This is a genomic window from Anoxybacillus kestanbolensis (genome assembly GCF_001996285.1).
GTDB classification, from domain to species: Bacteria; Bacillota; Bacilli; order Bacillales; family Anoxybacillaceae; genus Anoxybacillus; species Anoxybacillus kestanbolensis_A.
The window spans coordinates 138,292-153,389 of sequence record NZ_MQAD01000010.1 but is presented as its reverse complement, the minus strand read 5'-3'; the positions used below and the strand labels follow the sequence as shown (position 1 = coordinate 153,389).

At 45.1% G+C, this 15,098-nt stretch carries 16 protein-coding genes; all 16 read right to left on the bottom strand.

The features are described 5' to 3' along the window. Positions 1-198: 198 nt before the first annotated feature. Positions 199-1,203, bottom strand: a complete 1,005-nt coding sequence (gene mreB, locus BO219_RS08320) for a rod shape-determining protein (RefSeq protein WP_077429184.1) — start codon at positions 1,201-1,203, stop codon at positions 199-201. A gap of 92 nt (positions 1,204-1,295) precedes the next feature. Then, positions 1,296-1,559 carry a sporulation transcriptional regulator SpoIIID gene (gene spoIIID / locus BO219_RS08315; RefSeq protein ID WP_003396966.1) on the bottom strand — a complete coding sequence of 88 codons (264 nt, stop codon included), beginning with the start codon at positions 1,557-1,559 and terminating at the stop codon, positions 1,296-1,298. Positions 1,560-1,781: 222 nt separating this feature from the next. After that, positions 1,782-2,564 (bottom strand): stage II sporulation protein SpoIIQ, encoded by a 783-nt coding sequence (locus tag BO219_RS08310; RefSeq protein WP_226373795.1) that lies wholly within the window; start codon positions 2,562-2,564, stop codon positions 1,782-1,784. A 74-nt stretch (positions 2,565-2,638) separates the two neighbouring features. Continuing rightward, on the bottom strand, positions 2,639-3,625 hold the full coding sequence (gene spoIID / locus BO219_RS08305; protein ID WP_077429182.1) for a stage II sporulation protein D: 987 nt from the start codon (positions 3,623-3,625) through the stop codon (positions 2,639-2,641). A 96-nt stretch (positions 3,626-3,721) separates the two neighbouring features. Continuing rightward, the gene (gene murA, locus BO219_RS08300) at positions 3,722-5,020 is read right to left on the bottom strand and encodes a UDP-N-acetylglucosamine 1-carboxyvinyltransferase (protein WP_064220715.1); all 1,299 of its coding nucleotides are present in this window, start codon (positions 5,018-5,020) and stop codon (positions 3,722-3,724) included. A 31-nt stretch (positions 5,021-5,051) separates the two neighbouring features. Further along, positions 5,052-5,747, bottom strand: coding sequence for a YwmB family TATA-box binding protein (locus BO219_RS08295; protein ID WP_077429181.1), 696 nt, complete (start codon positions 5,745-5,747; stop codon positions 5,052-5,054). A gap of 82 nt (positions 5,748-5,829) precedes the next feature. Further along, a complete protein-coding gene (locus tag BO219_RS08290) occupies positions 5,830-6,060 on the bottom strand; it encodes a DUF1146 family protein (RefSeq protein WP_164875846.1) in 231 nt (76 codons plus the stop codon). Positions 6,061-6,117: 57 nt separating this feature from the next. Next, positions 6,118-7,620 (bottom strand): NADH-quinone oxidoreductase subunit NuoN, encoded by a 1,503-nt coding sequence (gene nuoN, locus BO219_RS08285; protein ID WP_077429179.1) that lies wholly within the window; start codon positions 7,618-7,620, stop codon positions 6,118-6,120. A gap of 4 nt (positions 7,621-7,624) precedes the next feature. Further along, positions 7,625-9,142 carry an NADH-quinone oxidoreductase subunit M gene (locus BO219_RS08280; protein WP_077429178.1) on the bottom strand — a complete coding sequence of 506 codons (1,518 nt, stop codon included), beginning with the start codon at positions 9,140-9,142 and terminating at the stop codon, positions 7,625-7,627. Beyond that, the gene (gene nuoL, locus BO219_RS08275; RefSeq protein WP_077429177.1) at positions 9,142-10,998 is read right to left on the bottom strand and encodes an NADH-quinone oxidoreductase subunit L; all 1,857 of its coding nucleotides are present in this window, start codon (positions 10,996-10,998) and stop codon (positions 9,142-9,144) included. Before nuoL ends, BO219_RS08280 begins: the two co-directional genes overlap by 1 nt. A 59-nt stretch (positions 10,999-11,057) precedes the next feature. Continuing rightward, positions 11,058-11,369: an NADH-quinone oxidoreductase subunit NuoK gene (gene nuoK / locus BO219_RS08270; protein WP_077429176.1), complete on the bottom strand. Its 312-nt coding sequence runs from the start codon at positions 11,367-11,369 to the stop codon at positions 11,058-11,060. Further along, on the bottom strand, positions 11,366-11,875 hold the full coding sequence (locus tag BO219_RS08265) for an NADH-quinone oxidoreductase subunit J (protein ID WP_077429175.1): 510 nt from the start codon (positions 11,873-11,875) through the stop codon (positions 11,366-11,368). Before BO219_RS08265 ends, nuoK begins: the two co-directional genes overlap by 4 nt. Beyond that, complete coding sequence (gene nuoI, locus BO219_RS08260) at positions 11,872-12,291, bottom strand: NADH-quinone oxidoreductase subunit NuoI (RefSeq protein WP_003396988.1); 420 nt, start codon at positions 12,289-12,291, stop codon at positions 11,872-11,874. Before nuoI ends, BO219_RS08265 begins: the two co-directional genes overlap by 4 nt. A 22-nt stretch (positions 12,292-12,313) precedes the next feature. Continuing rightward, the gene (gene nuoH, locus BO219_RS08255; RefSeq protein ID WP_006319897.1) at positions 12,314-13,315 is read right to left on the bottom strand and encodes an NADH-quinone oxidoreductase subunit NuoH; all 1,002 of its coding nucleotides are present in this window, start codon (positions 13,313-13,315) and stop codon (positions 12,314-12,316) included. Continuing rightward, the gene (locus BO219_RS08250) at positions 13,315-14,415 is read right to left on the bottom strand and encodes an NADH-quinone oxidoreductase subunit D (protein ID WP_035019874.1); all 1,101 of its coding nucleotides are present in this window, start codon (positions 14,413-14,415) and stop codon (positions 13,315-13,317) included. The genes nuoH and BO219_RS08250 overlap by 1 nt, the downstream gene beginning before the upstream one ends. Before the next feature lie 3 nt (positions 14,416-14,418). Next, positions 14,419-15,098, bottom strand: a 680-nt coding sequence (locus tag BO219_RS08245) for an NADH-quinone oxidoreductase subunit C (RefSeq protein ID WP_226373794.1), incomplete at its 5' end; no start/stop codon positions are given.

Genomic DNA, 15,098 nt, shown 5'->3' with positions numbered 1-15,098 from the left:
TTTGTACGTGCGAATCATCTTCTCCCAGCCCCTTTTTGACTTTTTTCACATAAAATGATCATCAGATTTTTATAAAATTTTTATAAATATTTATACATTTATCATGAACAGTCAAAAGCCCCCTAACCGTTTTTACACTACTTTCATTATAAAAGAAAAGTGGGGAAAAAGCGAATAGGTACCATTTCCCAATGGTACCTATACAGGTTGACGATATGGAGCTTTGTCGATGTTATCAAGCATTAATCCTGTGCCGATCGCTACGCAATCCATCGGATTTTCGGCAATAAAGACAGGCACTTTTAATTCTTGCGCAAGCAGTTGGTCGATGCCGTGAAGCAATGCCCCACCTCCTGTTAAGAAAACACCGCGGTCAATAATGTCGGCTGATAGTTCTGGCGGTGTGCGCTCAAGGACGCTTTTTGCTGTTTGGACGATCGTATATACCGTTTCGCGTAGCGCCTTTTCAATTTCACCGGAGCGAATCGTAATCGTTCTTGGTAAGCCTGTTACTAAATCGCGACCGCGAATGTCCATCGCTTCATCGCGCGCATTCGGGAAAACAGTCGCGATATTGATTTTAATTTCTTCCGCTGTTCGCTCACCGATTAATAGTTTATATTCTCGTTTAATATAACTTAAAATTTCTTGGTCAAATTTATCGCCCGCTACTTTAATGGATGCGGATGTGACGATATCACCCATCGATAATACGGCAACGTCCGTCGTACCTCCGCCAATATCGATGACCATGTTCCCAGAAGGTTGAAAAATATCCATCCCTGCGCCAATCGCTGCTACTTTCGGTTCTTCTTCTAAGTACACTTTTTTTCCGCCGCTTTTTTCTGCCGCTTCTTTAATCGCTTTTCGTTCGACGGACGTAATGTTTGTTGGACAGCAAATTAAAATGCGCGGTTTAGCAAACCATCCTTTTAAATTGAGTTTGCTTAAAAAATGTTTTAGCATCGCTTCCGTAATTTCAAAATCTGCAATCACCCCGTCTTTTAACGGACGAATGGCAACAATATGCCCAGGCGTGCGCCCAACCATGCGCCGCGCCTCTTCTCCGACCGCCAACACTCGTTTCGTATGCTGGTCAATCGCAACGACGGAAGGCTCGTTTAATACAATGCCTTTTCCTTTCACATAAATCAACACGTTCGCCGTGCCGAGATCGATGCCGATATCTCTTGCTAAAAACATGTACGTTCCTCCTTGCCATTTCTCCTAATAAAACATTCTACCACAACGATGACGAAAAAAAGAGAATATTTTTGACAAGGGGAACAACAAATTTACGTCGCTTGCTCCGTTTCTTTTTTATACTTTTTCTTTGTCGCTTCTCCTCCACGCAAATGGCGAATGGATTTATGGTAATCTAAAATTTCTTTCACTTCATTCGCTAATTCGGGATTAATTTCTGGAAGCCGTTCCGTTAAGTCTTTATGGACGGTGCTTTTGGACACACCGAACTCTTTCGCGATGACGCGAACGGTTTTTCTCGTCTCCACGATGTACTTGCCAATCTTGATTGTACGCTCTTTGATGTAATCGTGCACACTGCTCGCCCTCCCTAAGTTGGATGTGAGAAGTGTGAAATGAGACGTGTAAGGCGTTTGGCGCAGTGGCGTTTACTCGTTTATAACAAAATCGTCAATGTCATCTATTAATCGTTCATCTCACCTCAAACACCCTCGTTGTTCAAGTTTGTAATAGTGTATTAGGGAAGAAGAAAATATATTCCATAAAAAAGCGAACAGATGAGCATTTTGCCCATCTGTTCATGTTCTTGCCATTCCGATCGAAGCATCTGGAACGGTGCTTGACGGATCGCTTTGTTGTTTTTCTGTTTCGTTTTGATTTGTTTCTTGTTGTTCCGTTGTTTGTTGTTCTTTGTTTTCTAATGCGCTTAGCGGTTGATCGAAGTAAGCGACAGGGTTCACCGCTTGTCCGTCTTTTCGAATTTCAAAATGGACGTGGACGCCTGCTTCTTTATTAAACTCGCTTGTGCCTGCCTTTGCGATCACTTGTCCTTGTTTTACTGTGTCGCCTGTTTTCACTTGTACGTCTTTTAATGATTGATATACCGTCACAACGCCGCGATCATGTTGAATATGAACGACGTAGCCAAAGAGCGGGTCTTTTTCTACTTTGACGACTGTTCCGCTTAACGATGCGGTCACATCAAAACTTTCGCCGTTTTTCATCGCGATGTCGACACCTTTGTTCGGATAATATTCATCATTATAAGAGACGAGAGCAGCTTCTTGTTCTTCGGCTGATGCATGAAAATCGTAAAATGGTTTTGCGATTTCAACAGCGTTTGGATCAAGGACAGGCATAATGATTTGTTCAACCGCTTGTTGTACCGGAACAGATTCTGGTTCATTCACCGCCGTTCCTTGTTCTGTTTGCTCATCGACAGGTGGCTGGACAATATCGTTTGTTTTGTTTTGGAACCAAAGCACACCTGTTAAAATAAGCGCTGCGCTTAACAAATAAACGGAAGGAACAACCCATCGTTTACGGAACAACTTTGAAACTTTTTTGTTTTCTTCTTTCATGTTCATCACCTCAGCAACCATTGTGAACAGAAAGAAGCACATTTATACACGTAAAAATAAAAAAATTTGCCGCTTCAAAATTTTGAAGCGACAAGCGATATATCGTGAATTTGTACCCCTTGATAATAATATTTGACAATCTCTTTATACGTTTTTCCTTGTTTCGCTAAAAAGTTCGCCCCGTATTGACTCATCCCGACGCCGTGACCGTATCCTTTCGTCGTAATGACGATGTTATTTCCTTTCCTCTCCCACGTAAAATCGGTTGATCTTAACTGCAACTTTTCGCGCACGTCACGACCAGTGAGCTGTTTCCCGTTAATATCAACAAGAGCGACGCGTTTTCCCGGCGTGCGTGCAAGCACTTTTCCAACGGATCCGTCTTTTGGCAGTTTCACCCCGAGCCGTTGTTCAAATTCGCGAACCGATAACGTCACTTGTTCGTAAAACTTTGGCGACTGTTCATCCCACGGGCTTTCGACGCTCGTTAAATACGGAAACGCGTTTTGCCAATACGCTTCTGAGTTTTCCGTATAGCCGTTGCTTGTCGAGAAAAACGCCGCTTCAATCGGCTCGTTGTTGTACGTTAAAATTTGTCCTCTCGTTGCCTCGACCGCTTCTTTAATTTTTTTTATTTTCCATTCGTAACTAATTCCCCACATTTCTTTTAATTGCTCGTCGTTATAATATACTTGATGCATAACCGTGTCCGTCACGTTCGCTCCCTCGGGTAGTTGAATCGGTTGGTTATGCATAAGCTGTTTCACGATATACGTTCTTGCGGTAAGCGCCTGAGCTTTTAACGCTTCCATTTCAAATTCCGCTGGCATTTCTGCTGCTACGACGCCAACGACATATTGTTCAAGCGGAAGCCGTTCGACCTTTTTTTCTTTACTTCGGTACACTGCCACTTCCACGATCGGTTCATCGCGCGCTTGAACGTGCTTCGGTTCGGCCGAAAGGGGTGTGCTTTGCTTTTCCCCAAACGCTAAAACGACTAACGCAGGAATAAGTAAAATAAGTGTAAATAATGTTATTGTTGCGATGATCCATTGTCGCAATCCGATCCCCCCTTTGTCATTACTAAACTGTATGCGAGGGGACAAGCATATATGCAAAAAACGACCATTCGCCTCCGCAAACGGTCGCTTTTATGTTCATCCAACGTCTGTCATTTGTGTTTGTGCCGTATCGACATCCTCGCGGACACGCTCGATGTCAGCACCTAGAGCGGCTAACTTTTCATGAAAACGAACGTAACCGCGATCTAAATGTTTCAGCTCCGTTACGCGCGTATATCCTTCCGCTGCTAGCCCGGCTAAAATAAGCGCAGCAGCTGCACGCAAGTCCGTTGCGGCTACTTCCGCCCCTTGCAAGTTGCATGGACCGTTAATAATGACCGAACGGCCTTCAATTTTCATGTCAGCATTCATGCGACGAAATTCTTCGACATGCATAAAGCGGTTTTCAAATACCGTTTCTGTTACCATGCTTGTGCCTTCTGCTTTCATCAATAGCGCCATCATTTGTGATTGCATATCTGTTGGAAAGCCGGGATGCGGCATCGTTTTGACGTCTACCGCTTTTAATTTGTCTGGCGCAATGACGCGCAAACCGCTATCTTCTTCAACGATCGTGACACCCATTTCCTCGAGCTTTGCGATTAACGACGTTAAATGTTCTGGCACCGCACCTTGTACAAGGACGTTTCCGCCTGTAATGGCAGCGGCAATCATAAACGTTCCGGCTTCAATGCGATCAGGAATAACTGTATGCTCAGCACCATATAATGTAGTAACACCATCAATGCGAATCGTGCCTGTTCCAGCCCCGCGCACTTTCGCACCCATGGCGTTTAAAAAGTTCGCCAAGTCAACGATTTCTGGTTCTTTCGCACAGTTTTCGATGATCGTTGTGCCTTCAGCTAACACGGCCGCCATCATGATGTTTTCCGTCGCACCAACGCTCGGGAAGTCTAAATAAATTTTCGCACCGCGTAACTTTCCATTTACTTCAGCATCGATGAAACCGTTCCCGATTTTCACCGTCGCACCCATCGCTTCAAATCCTTTTAAATGTTGATCAATCGGGCGTGATCCGATCGCACAGCCACCCGGTAGCGCCACGCGCGCGCGGCCTTTACGCGCAAGCAACGGTCCCATCACTAATACAGATGCGCGCATTTTTCGTACATATTCAAAAGGAGCTTCAATGCTTAGCTCTCCAGATGCATCAACGACAATTTTGTTGTTGCCAACCGTTACGTCCGCTTGTAAATGACGCAACACTTCACTAATCGTATATACATCGGAGAGTTCAGGTACATCGTAAATGACGCTCTTTCCTTCACTCGCTAATAATGTTGCGGCGATGACAGGCAACACAGCGTTTTTCGCACCTTCCACTTTCACTGTGCCGCTCAACCGCTTCCCGCCGCGGACGATGATTTTTTCCAAGGCATTCCCCTCCGCGTCCAAAGTCTCTATATTAATATTCAGCTGTTATGATTGGGGTGCCAATGACAACGGTCGTTCGCGCGCCCAATCCGTTTTGTCGTAACGCCAGTTGAAGATTCATTTGTTGTTGTCCGACAGAAAGTGATGTCTTCCACTGCTCAGTATATGCTGAGACGGAGACAAATGTCTCTTCACGCAATGATTCGATCGGTTGCGCTTGAAATGAAGCAAGCAAGCGAACCGCCTTGTCAAACAAAACACCTTTCATCTTATCATCAAATTCCCCTGTAATACAAGTGAAAAATGTAGGTTTTTCGAATAATTTTGTCGTTTGTCGGACGAGCGTGCGTTCGAGTTGTTTATTCCACGTTGAACCGGTTGCTTCGTATAAAACAAGGACAGCTGGATGATGAGCGACCGTGATAAGTTGAATCGTTTCAACGTAAGCGGAGGTTTCACGTTTGCCAATCATCTTGTGCGGTTCAACCGTCCAACGAAAAGAGGACCATGTTCTCACGTATTGTTGGATCCAGTTGTGAGGGTCATTGGTAAGTACTTGCTCTTTGGCGTAGACGTTCCATCGTTTGAGGTAAATATGATGAGCGTCAAATACGCCGAGCATGTCGTTTATTTTCGTTATTTCTCTTTCGACACGTTCACCATCATACATCCGATAACCACTTAATAACAAACAAAAAATAACGAGTGCCAACCATCTTTTTCTCATCTTTTTTCCCCTTCCTCTCCTTAGCTTTATTGTTGCCAGATCGGAAGGGAACATACGTGAAAAAAATCGACAACGCTCGCGTTTAAAGTAAAAATGGCAACTGACGCGACCAGCGTAAATAATCTAAAAAGAAGTTGCTCACTAATGATCCAATGGCAATCGTAATTAAAATGTAAAAGACGCGCGCTTGAATGATACGATTTGGTTTGAAAATGACTTCAAGTCGAACCGCTTGTAACGTCCACCACGTCACCGTAATAAAAAATAAATGAGAAAGTAAACTAATTAACGCCTCTTGTCCGAATACTTCCACGCTTATTCCTCCTTTCACAAAAGAAAATGGAAGGGTAAACCCCTTCCATTATACGTCTTATTGAAGAAAATCGCTAAAATGTTCAAACGGTGCAAGGAAATCGTAAGCGATGTTTGGAAACACCCCTAATAAAACGGTGCCGATGATACAAATAACGACAACCGCAATGACCCCAGGTGGCCACTCTAATCGGTGCGTATGTTCGACAGGTCGGAAAAACATTTGTACGAAAATTCCAAAGTAATATACGTAAGAGATGACCGTTGTGATCACCATAATCGACGCAAGCACGTAATGTGCCGGCTCCACGACGAATGCGCCGAGGAAAATATTCATTTTCCCGATAAATCCAGCTGTTCCTGGGATACCTGCAAGCGATAGTAAAAAGATTGTCATCGCAATCGCCATAAGCGGCGAGCGGCGGTACAAACCGGCAAATATGCTTATATCTTCATCATCATGATGTTGAGAAACGACTTGTAAAATGGCAAATGCTCCGATCGTCATAAACAAATACGCCAATAAGTAAAACCAAATCGCTTCAAACATAAACATCGATAAGCTTGCAAAAGCGACTAATACGTACCCGGCATGCGCCACGCTTGAATATGCGAGCATACGCTTCACGTTTCGTTGTCGAAGGGCAATCGTATTGCCGATAATCATCGTTGCTCCTGCTAAAAAAGCGATGTACGGCGCAAGCGTCATCAACATGGAAGCGGAACTTCCGGCTGGCGTTTGCGCAAATACAGAGACGATGAGGCGCAAGACGATGATAAATCCTGCCGTTTTCGACACAACGCTTAAAAAGGAGACAACTGGCGTCGTTGCGCCTTGGTATACGTCTGGCGCCCACATATGAAACGGAGCAGATGCTAATTTAAACGATAATCCAACAAACGTAAGCAAAAAGGCAACCGATAAAATGTATTGATGGTTTTCATCGTACGTGCTTGCGAGTTGCTGGGCAATTTCTTTTATATTTGTCGATCCGGTAAAGCCAAATATGTAGCTCATTCCGAACAACGTAATGGCTGTTGCGATACTTCCTGTAATGACGTATTTTAGCGCAGCTTCATTCGCTAACGTATGTTTTTTCCGAATCGCAACAAGAATATAAGAAGAAATGGACAACAGTTCAAGACCGACAAAGAGCGTTATAAGATCACCGCTCGACGCCATCATCATCGCGCCGAGGAGAGCTGTTAAAAATAAGTAGTAAAATTCACCGCGGTAGGCGATGCGCTCATTCGGTTCGTAATGAATCGCAAGAAGTAACACGAGCGCACTACCGATGAGCAATAACGCTTTAAACGATTTCGCAAACGAATCAAGGCGAAACGTATCATCTAAAATGGATGTAACATCAGTCGTCCATAACCCAAGCAACGATACGAACGAAACGGCGACGCCAACGAAAGCGAACAGCCCTAGCAGGCGCCGGTTGCGATCTTCGGGCATAAATAGGTCGATGAGCGAGAGCGCAACCGCCACGCCGAGAATGATAAATTCCGGCATCATGACGCCCCATTGATAACTAAGTAATGTTTCGAAATCCATCTCATCAACCCCCTAACCCGTTCATCATCGTTTCAATCGTCGTCTGCAGCGGCATCGCCAACACGTTCGGATATACTCCAATAATAACAATAAACAACAGTAAACTAATGGCTGGCACCCATTCGATACCACGTAAATCGTGAACGTTTGTGACTGTTGTTTGCCCGAATGTTATGCGAAGCACCGCCCGCAACAAGTACACTGCTGTCATAATAATGCCGAGCGTACCGATCGCCGCTAATAAAGGCTCGGCTCGAAACGCACCAACAAACGCCATAAACTCGCTAATAAATCCTGACGTCCCCGGCAAGCCGAGCGAAGCCATCGCTCCAGCAAGAATAAATCCTGATGCATACGGCATCGTTTTTGCCATTCCACCTAAACGGGCGAGCGTCGTCGTGCGCGTCCGCTCGTACATGACCCCGACGAAGAAGAATAAGAACGCCGCGATAAATCCGTGTGACACCGCTTGAAAAATCGCCCCTTGCATTCCCGCTTCATTAAGAGATCCAAGACCGATCAATACAATGCCCATATGCGATACACTTGAGTAAGCGAGCACCATTTTAAAATCGGTTTGTCTAAACGCTAAAAACGCACCGTACAATAAATTTACAACTCCTAAAACGATGAGCCATGTCGAAAATTGCTGGAATTGCCCGGGAAATAATCCGAGGGCGATACGAACGAGACCAAAAGCACCAATTTTTAACAAAACCCCTGCGTGCAGCATGACGACAGACGGTGGCGCTTGTACGTGCACGCGCAACATCCAACGATGGAGCGGCACGATCGGCAATTTTACCCCAAATGCAACAAGCAAGGCGATAAACAATCCGTAACGAAGATCGTCGGAAATTGGCGAAATGGTTTGCATTTGCGCAATCGGGTCCGTCAATATGTGGCGCAACTCCGCGATATTCGCTGTGCCGGTGCGGGCGAACAAAATAGCGATCACAATTAACAAAACAGCTGAACCGAGCCCGTTATAAATTAAATAACTATACGCTGCTTTTTCTTTTTCGAAATAGCCCCATTTTCCGATTAAGAAAAACATCGGAATGAGCGTCAATTCGAGAAAGATGAAAAAGAGAACGAGGTTGCTTGCCGCAAAAACGCCAAGCATGCCGATTTCAAGCAATAAAAACAGTTGAAAATAGCCTTTCCATTCTTTTTGAATGGATATGGAAGCAAGCGCAGCGAGCGTTGCTAAAATAGTTGTTAGCACGATCATGACGAGCGCAAAACCATCGACGTGCAGTTCGTACGCGACCGTAAAATCCGTTTCCCTTAAAAACGGAAAATCGCCAAATCGAATCCATGAACGCTTTTCTGTCAGCTGGCTTATATCATACCCGTTTTGATATTGCCAAAAAGCAAACAACGATAAACATAACGATGGCAACGTCGCCAACACACCGAGCCATTTAATCGCTTTTTCTTGCTCTTTCGAAATCAAGGAAAGAACGAGTATACCTAAAAGCGGGGAGAAAATTAAGAGCGATAAAAAGTATGGCTGCATTATAAATACCCCCCTGTCACCGCAAAAATGACGACGAGAATTGCTAAAGCAACGATCGTCACTGTGCCATACATTTGTACTTGACCGTTTTGTAGACGCGAACCGATTCGTCCGATACCGCGCGTAGCTGCTGCAAGCGACCGAGCTATTCCTTCGACGAGGAAACGATCGATGTATTCAAACAACAAGCCAATGAATGCGGTCGCGCGCATGACAGTCAGTCCGTAAAACTCGTCGACGTAATATTTATTCATAAGCACGTTGTACGTCATCGGGAAACGCGACGATAGCCAGTCGCGAGCGATTGCCTGTTTGCCATATATGAGCCATGCGAGCGCAATGCCGCATAATGAAACGATTGTTGCAACAATCATAATCCAGCTCGGTCCTTCCGCATGTGCATGCCAGTTCGTTCCTTCCGTCAACCATTCGCCTAAAAACGCTCCCCACGGTGTTTGGACGTAGCCAGAAACGACAGCAAGCACGCCGAGCACAATCATCGGAAGCACCATAACCATTGGTGATTCGTGAACGTCGTGGACGTTCGTTCGCGCTTCCCCTGCAAATACAAGGAAAAATAAACGGAACATATAAAACGCTGTGAAAAAGGCAGCGATAACAGCGACGATAAATAAGCCGACGTGCCCGTGCGTCCACGCGGCAAGTAAAATTTCGTCTTTGCTGAAAAAGCCTGAGAACAACGGAAACCCGCTAATCGCTAACGTTCCGATTAAAAAGAGCGGAGCGGTCCATTTCATCTTTTTCCATAATCCGCCCATTTGTTCAATGTTTTGCGTATGCACCGCATGAATGACGCTACCTGCCGCTAAAAAGAGGAGCGCTTTAAAAAATGCATGCGTCATCAAATGAAAGATGCCTGCGACATATCCAGCTGAACCGAGCGCCAACATCATGTAGCCGAGCTGGCTGACTGTAGAATACGCGAGCACACGTTTAATGTCTGTTTGTACTAAGCCGATGGACGCTGCAAAAATAGCGGTAAATCCACCGACGTAAGCGACGGTCATCATCGCCGTCTCGCTCGCTTCATAAAGCGGGAACAATGCCGCCACTAAATATACCCCAGCCGCAACCATTGTCGCCGCGTGAATTAATGCGGATACAGGCGTTGGACCTTCCATCGCATCCGGAAGCCACGTATGAAGCGGAAATTGACCTGATTTTCCGACGGCGCCAACGAAAATAAGAATGGCGCTTAACGTGATGATTGTAGTCGATATATTTCCGTTTTGTAACGCGGCAAAAATGGCTTCATATTCAAAGCTTCCTACTTCAAGGAACAATAAAATCATGCCGATCAGCAAGCCGACATCCCCGATGCGCGTCATAATAAACGCTTTTTTCGCTGCAGCTTTTGCTTCTTCTTTGTAAAAATAAAATCCGATCAATAAGAACGAGCCGAGACCGACAAGCTCCCAAAACATGTACGTTTGCAATAAGTTAGGCGATATGACGAGCCCAAGCATCGCAAAAGTAAATAAGCCTAAATATGCATAAAACACCGGAAAGCGCTCATCACCATGCATATACCCTTTCGCATACGTATGTACGAGAAAACTAACAAGCGATACGACAACTAGCATTAATGCATTTAATGCATTCACCTCAAATCCGACCGTTATATCCACATCCCCAATTGTTAGCCATGTGTATGCTTGTTTGTATGTTGGTGCCGTCCATCGCTCGTACAACGTCCCGAGAGCCAAAACGAGCGAAAGAAACGTCAACAACATTCCGACATACGCGCTTCGTTCTTTTAGCTGCTTGCCCACAACAAGCAGCACAACAAACGATACGAACGGAAAAAGCGGTATGAGCCATGCGTTTTCCATCATCGTTCAATCATCCCCTTTTTCAGGTGCGTTTATATATTAACCCCTTTGTTTCCCATCCTTTATCGTTTCATCGTATCGACTTCATCAATATGAATCGTTTTACGGTTGCGGTATAGCGCAATTAAAATGGCTAATCCGACCGCTGCTTCTGCCGCAGCAACAGTAATCGTAAAGAGCGAAAACACTTGACCTGTGATGCCTGGATTCATCCCGTATTTGCTAAATGCGACTAAGTTGACGTTTACAGCATTTAACATGAGCTCAATACAAATGAGCACAATGACCGTATTGCGTTTTGTTAGCGCCCCGTACAACCCGATGCAAAATAACATAAGCGCAAATACGAGATAGGCGGATAACGGTACGCTCATTCTCCCGCCTCCTTATCATCTTTTTTCGCTAAAATGACCGCGCCAATTAATGCGACAAGCAACAAAACAGAGGCAAGTTCAAACGGAATGACATATTTCGAATACATCGCAATTCCGATTTGTTCCGTATTGTTTTCATGAAGTCCGACCGCTTCCGTACCGAAATCAAGCGTGCGAATGCCGATGTACATAACCGCACCGAATGCTACCGTACCGAGCAACGCGAGCGCTTTACGAAGCGGGCTTCCTGTCGATTGTCCGTCATCTTGGTGGCGCGTCAGCATAATGCCAAATAACATAATGATTGTAATGGCGCCAGAGTAAATAAGCACTTGAACAGCTGCGACAAATTCAGCTGATAAAAGTACGTAAATGCCGGCGATGCTGACGAACGTAAAGACGAGCGCGACGACCATATGGACGACTTTGTTTAAATTTAACATAAAAATGCCGCCGCCGAGCGCAATGAGCGAAAGAACGAAAAACGCAATATATTGTCCACTCATGGCTTATTCACCTTCCGCACGTTCGTATCATTTTCATCTAACCACGTTAAATCTTTAAACAATTCATCGCGGCTATATTCTGCTAATTCAAAGTTGTTCGTCATGACAATCGCCTCGGTCGGACATACTTCCGTACATAAGTCGCATAAAATACAAATTTCAAAATTAATGTCATACGTATCAATAATTTTTCCTTTTTTCGTCGGGTCCGGATGTTTTTTGCCCGTCAGTTGAATACAGTCGGTCGGGCAAATGTTTGCACACTGATTGCAAACGATACATTTTTCCGGATAAAACTTTTGAATGCCGCGAAAGCGATCCGGAAGCGGAAGCGGTTCATTCGGATAATCGTACGTCACTTTTTCTTTTGTTAAGTTTTTCAGCGTATACGCTAATCCTTTCATTAAACCGAGCATTTCTGCCCACCCACCTTTTTATTTAAAAAAATAGTTGTTTCACAAGCGCTGTTACAAAAATGTTGACGAGTGCAACAGGCAATAACACTTTCCAGCCAAACTCCATCAATTGATCGGCCCGCACACGCGGAAACGTAATGCGAAACCAAATAAATAAAAAGACGACAAGACTAAACTTTAACGCAAACCAAACGGCACCTGGAATGAAGTCAAGAAACGGAAGCGGATGCCATCCTCCTAAAAAGAGTACCGTCGTTAATGCCGCCATCGCAAAAAAGTACACGTACTCTGCAAGCATGAAAAACGCCCAACGGAAGCCAGAATACTCAACGTGGAAACCTGCTACAAGCTCTGATTCCGCTTCTGGCAAGTCAAACGGCGTCCGGTTTAACTCCGCCACAGCAGCGATCAAAAAGACGAGAAATCCAATCGGCTGCACAACGATAAACCAAACTTCTTTTTGCGCGTCGACAATGTCGTTTAAGTTTAAGCTTCCCGACAACAAAATGACACCGATGACCGACATGACGAGAGGCACTTCGTATGAAATCATTTGCGCGGCTGCGCGCATGCCTCCAAGTAGCGCATATTTATTGTTTGACGCCCATGCGCCCGTGACAACCCCAATCGTCGTCAATCCCGAAACGGCAATGTAATACAACAGCCCGACACCAATATCGGCAAATTGTAACGCATCCGTAAACGGCAACGCTGCCAGCACCATAAACGCAGGGGCAAACGCAATGACCGGTGCTAAAATGAACAATGGCCGATCGGCTGCTTTTGGAATTGTATCTTCTTTCAATAGTAGTTTTAATACGTCCGCAACCGTCTGCAATAACCCCCAGCGACCTCCCACTTGGTTCGGACCGATTCGTCCTTGCATAAATCCCATTACTTTTCGTTCCGCTAAAATGCCGTACGTAACAAACCCTAATACAACGAGCAACAGCCCAACGCCAATCGCGAAAAATATCGCAACATTTGTCCAGCTCGGCGTCGACTGTAAAAGTTGTTCCATCATCATCCATCGACCTCCCCAAGCACGATATCAATCGCGCCAAGTATCGCAATTAAATTTGCGATATTTTCCCCTTTTAATAGTTTCGGAAGGATTTGCAAATTGTAAAATGACGGTCGACGGAATTTTAAGCGGTACGGCTCTTTTTTCCCGTCGCTCGCAATATAACAACCAATTTCGCCACGCGGCGACTCGATGCGCACATACGCCTCGCCCGGTGGCGCTTTAATAATTTTCGGCACTTTCGCCATAATCTCACCGTCACTTGGAAACTGCTCACACGCTTGTTCAATAATGCGAAGCGATTGCTCAATTTCGGCGAGACGGCATTCATAACGGGCGAAACAATCTCCTTCTGTTCGTACAGGTACATCAAAATCAAAGCGGTCGTAAATGGAATACGGTTCATCTTTTCGTAAGTCCCATTTCACACCTGTACAACGTAAATTGACGCCGCTTAACGAATAAGCTAACGCTTCTTCTTTCGTGTATTTACCAACGCCGATGACACGGTTGCGGAAAATTTCATTTCCTGTCACAAGTTCATGATAACCTTCTAGCTGTTTGCGCATATATGGAACGAACTGCTTCACTTTGTCGATCCATCCATCTGGCGCATCCCATTTCACGCCGCCGACACGCATATAGTTAAACGTTAAGCGCGCGCCTGATAGTTCGTTTAATAAATTAATAATCATTTCTCGCTCACGAAACGCATATAAAAACGGGCTGACTGCACCAATATCAAGCAAATACGTACCCCACCAAACGAGATGGCTCGCAATGCGGCCAAGCTCCATCGCTAAAACACGTAAATATTCTGCGCGCTCTGGCACTTCAATACCCATCATCGTTTCTACTGCGTGACAAATAACGTAATTGTTCGTCATCGCCGATAAATAGTCCATGCGATCTGTGTACGGAATGATTTGTGTATACTGCAAATTTTCCGCAATTTTTTCTGTCCCGCGATGAAGATAACCGATGACGGGAGTCGCTTCTTTAATTATTTCCCCATCAATTTTCAGCACGAGGCGAAACACGCCATGCGTGCTCGGATGTTGCGGTCCAACGTTTAAAAGCATCTCCTCTGTTCTCAGCACGCTCTAACCCTCCATATCGTACGGTTCGTAATCTTTCCGGAGCGGGTAGCCGACCCAATTTTCCCCTAAGAAAATGCGAATGAGGTTTGGATGGCCTTCAAAACGAATACCAAGCAAGTCGTACGCCTCGCACTCCGGCCAATTTGCCCCTGGCCAAAGCGGAACAAGCGAGTCAATGACCGGATTGTCGCGATCTATTTTTACTTTCAACGCAACGGACTGGCGATTTTTATAAGAATACAAGTGGACGTACACTTCCATATGTGTTTGAAAATCCGTTCCGTGCAATTCGGATAAATAATCAAAACTTAGTTGCTCGTTATATTTTAAAAACTCAGCCACTTTATAATATGTATCTTTTTTAGCAACAAGCGTTGGTACGTCTTTCGACAACCGGTTGATGTAAGCGTTTTCTAGCACCTCTGCTCCGAGATGTTCTTCAATCACTTTGACGTATTTGTCGAGATATGGCTGATTTGGCGACGGTGCTTCCTCTTTCTGTTCACTAACATCTACACTTTTCGCTTTTGCGGCCGCTGCCGCTTTTGCCTTCGCTACTGCCGCTGCTTTTTTCTTCGCTAATTCTTCTTCGCTTAAGTCCCCTGTCTCTGCGGCTTTTTGTTTCGCCAATGCTGCCGCTTTCGCCTTCGCTGCTGCTGCCGCTTTTTTCTTCGCTAATTCTT

What these genes read in the sequence shown, in the direction of transcription:
- nuoK (WP_077429176.1), bottom strand. Translation starts at nt 11,369, where the DNA reads ATGAGCGTACCGTTATCCGCCTATCTCGTATTTGCGCTTATGTTATTT.
- BO219_RS08295 (WP_077429181.1), bottom strand. Translation starts at nt 5,747, where the DNA reads ATGAGAAAAAGATGGTTGGCACTCGTTATTTTTTGTTTGTTATTAAGT.
- BO219_RS08265 (WP_077429175.1), bottom strand. Translation starts at nt 11,875, where the DNA reads ATGAGTGGACAATATATTGCGTTTTTCGTTCTTTCGCTCATTGCGCTC.
- BO219_RS08280 (WP_077429178.1), bottom strand. Translation starts at nt 9,142, where the DNA reads ATGCAGCCATACTTTTTATCGCTCTTAATTTTCTCCCCGCTTTTAGGT.
- nuoN (WP_077429179.1), bottom strand. Translation starts at nt 7,620, where the DNA reads ATGGATTTCGAAACATTACTTAGTTATCAATGGGGCGTCATGATGCCG.
- nuoH (WP_006319897.1), bottom strand. Translation starts at nt 13,315, where the DNA reads ATGATGGAACAACTTTTACAGTCGACGCCGAGCTGGACAAATGTTGCG.
- nuoL (WP_077429177.1), bottom strand. Translation starts at nt 10,998, where the DNA reads ATGATGGAAAACGCATGGCTCATACCGCTTTTTCCGTTCGTATCGTTT.
- BO219_RS08310 (WP_226373795.1), bottom strand. Translation starts at nt 2,564, where the DNA reads ATGAAAGAAGAAAACAAAAAAGTTTCAAAGTTGTTCCGTAAACGATGG.
- nuoI (WP_003396988.1), bottom strand. Translation starts at nt 12,291, where the DNA reads ATGCTCGGTTTAATGAAAGGATTAGCGTATACGCTGAAAAACTTAACA.
- mreB (WP_077429184.1), bottom strand. Translation starts at nt 1,203, where the DNA reads ATGTTTTTAGCAAGAGATATCGGCATCGATCTCGGCACGGCGAACGTG.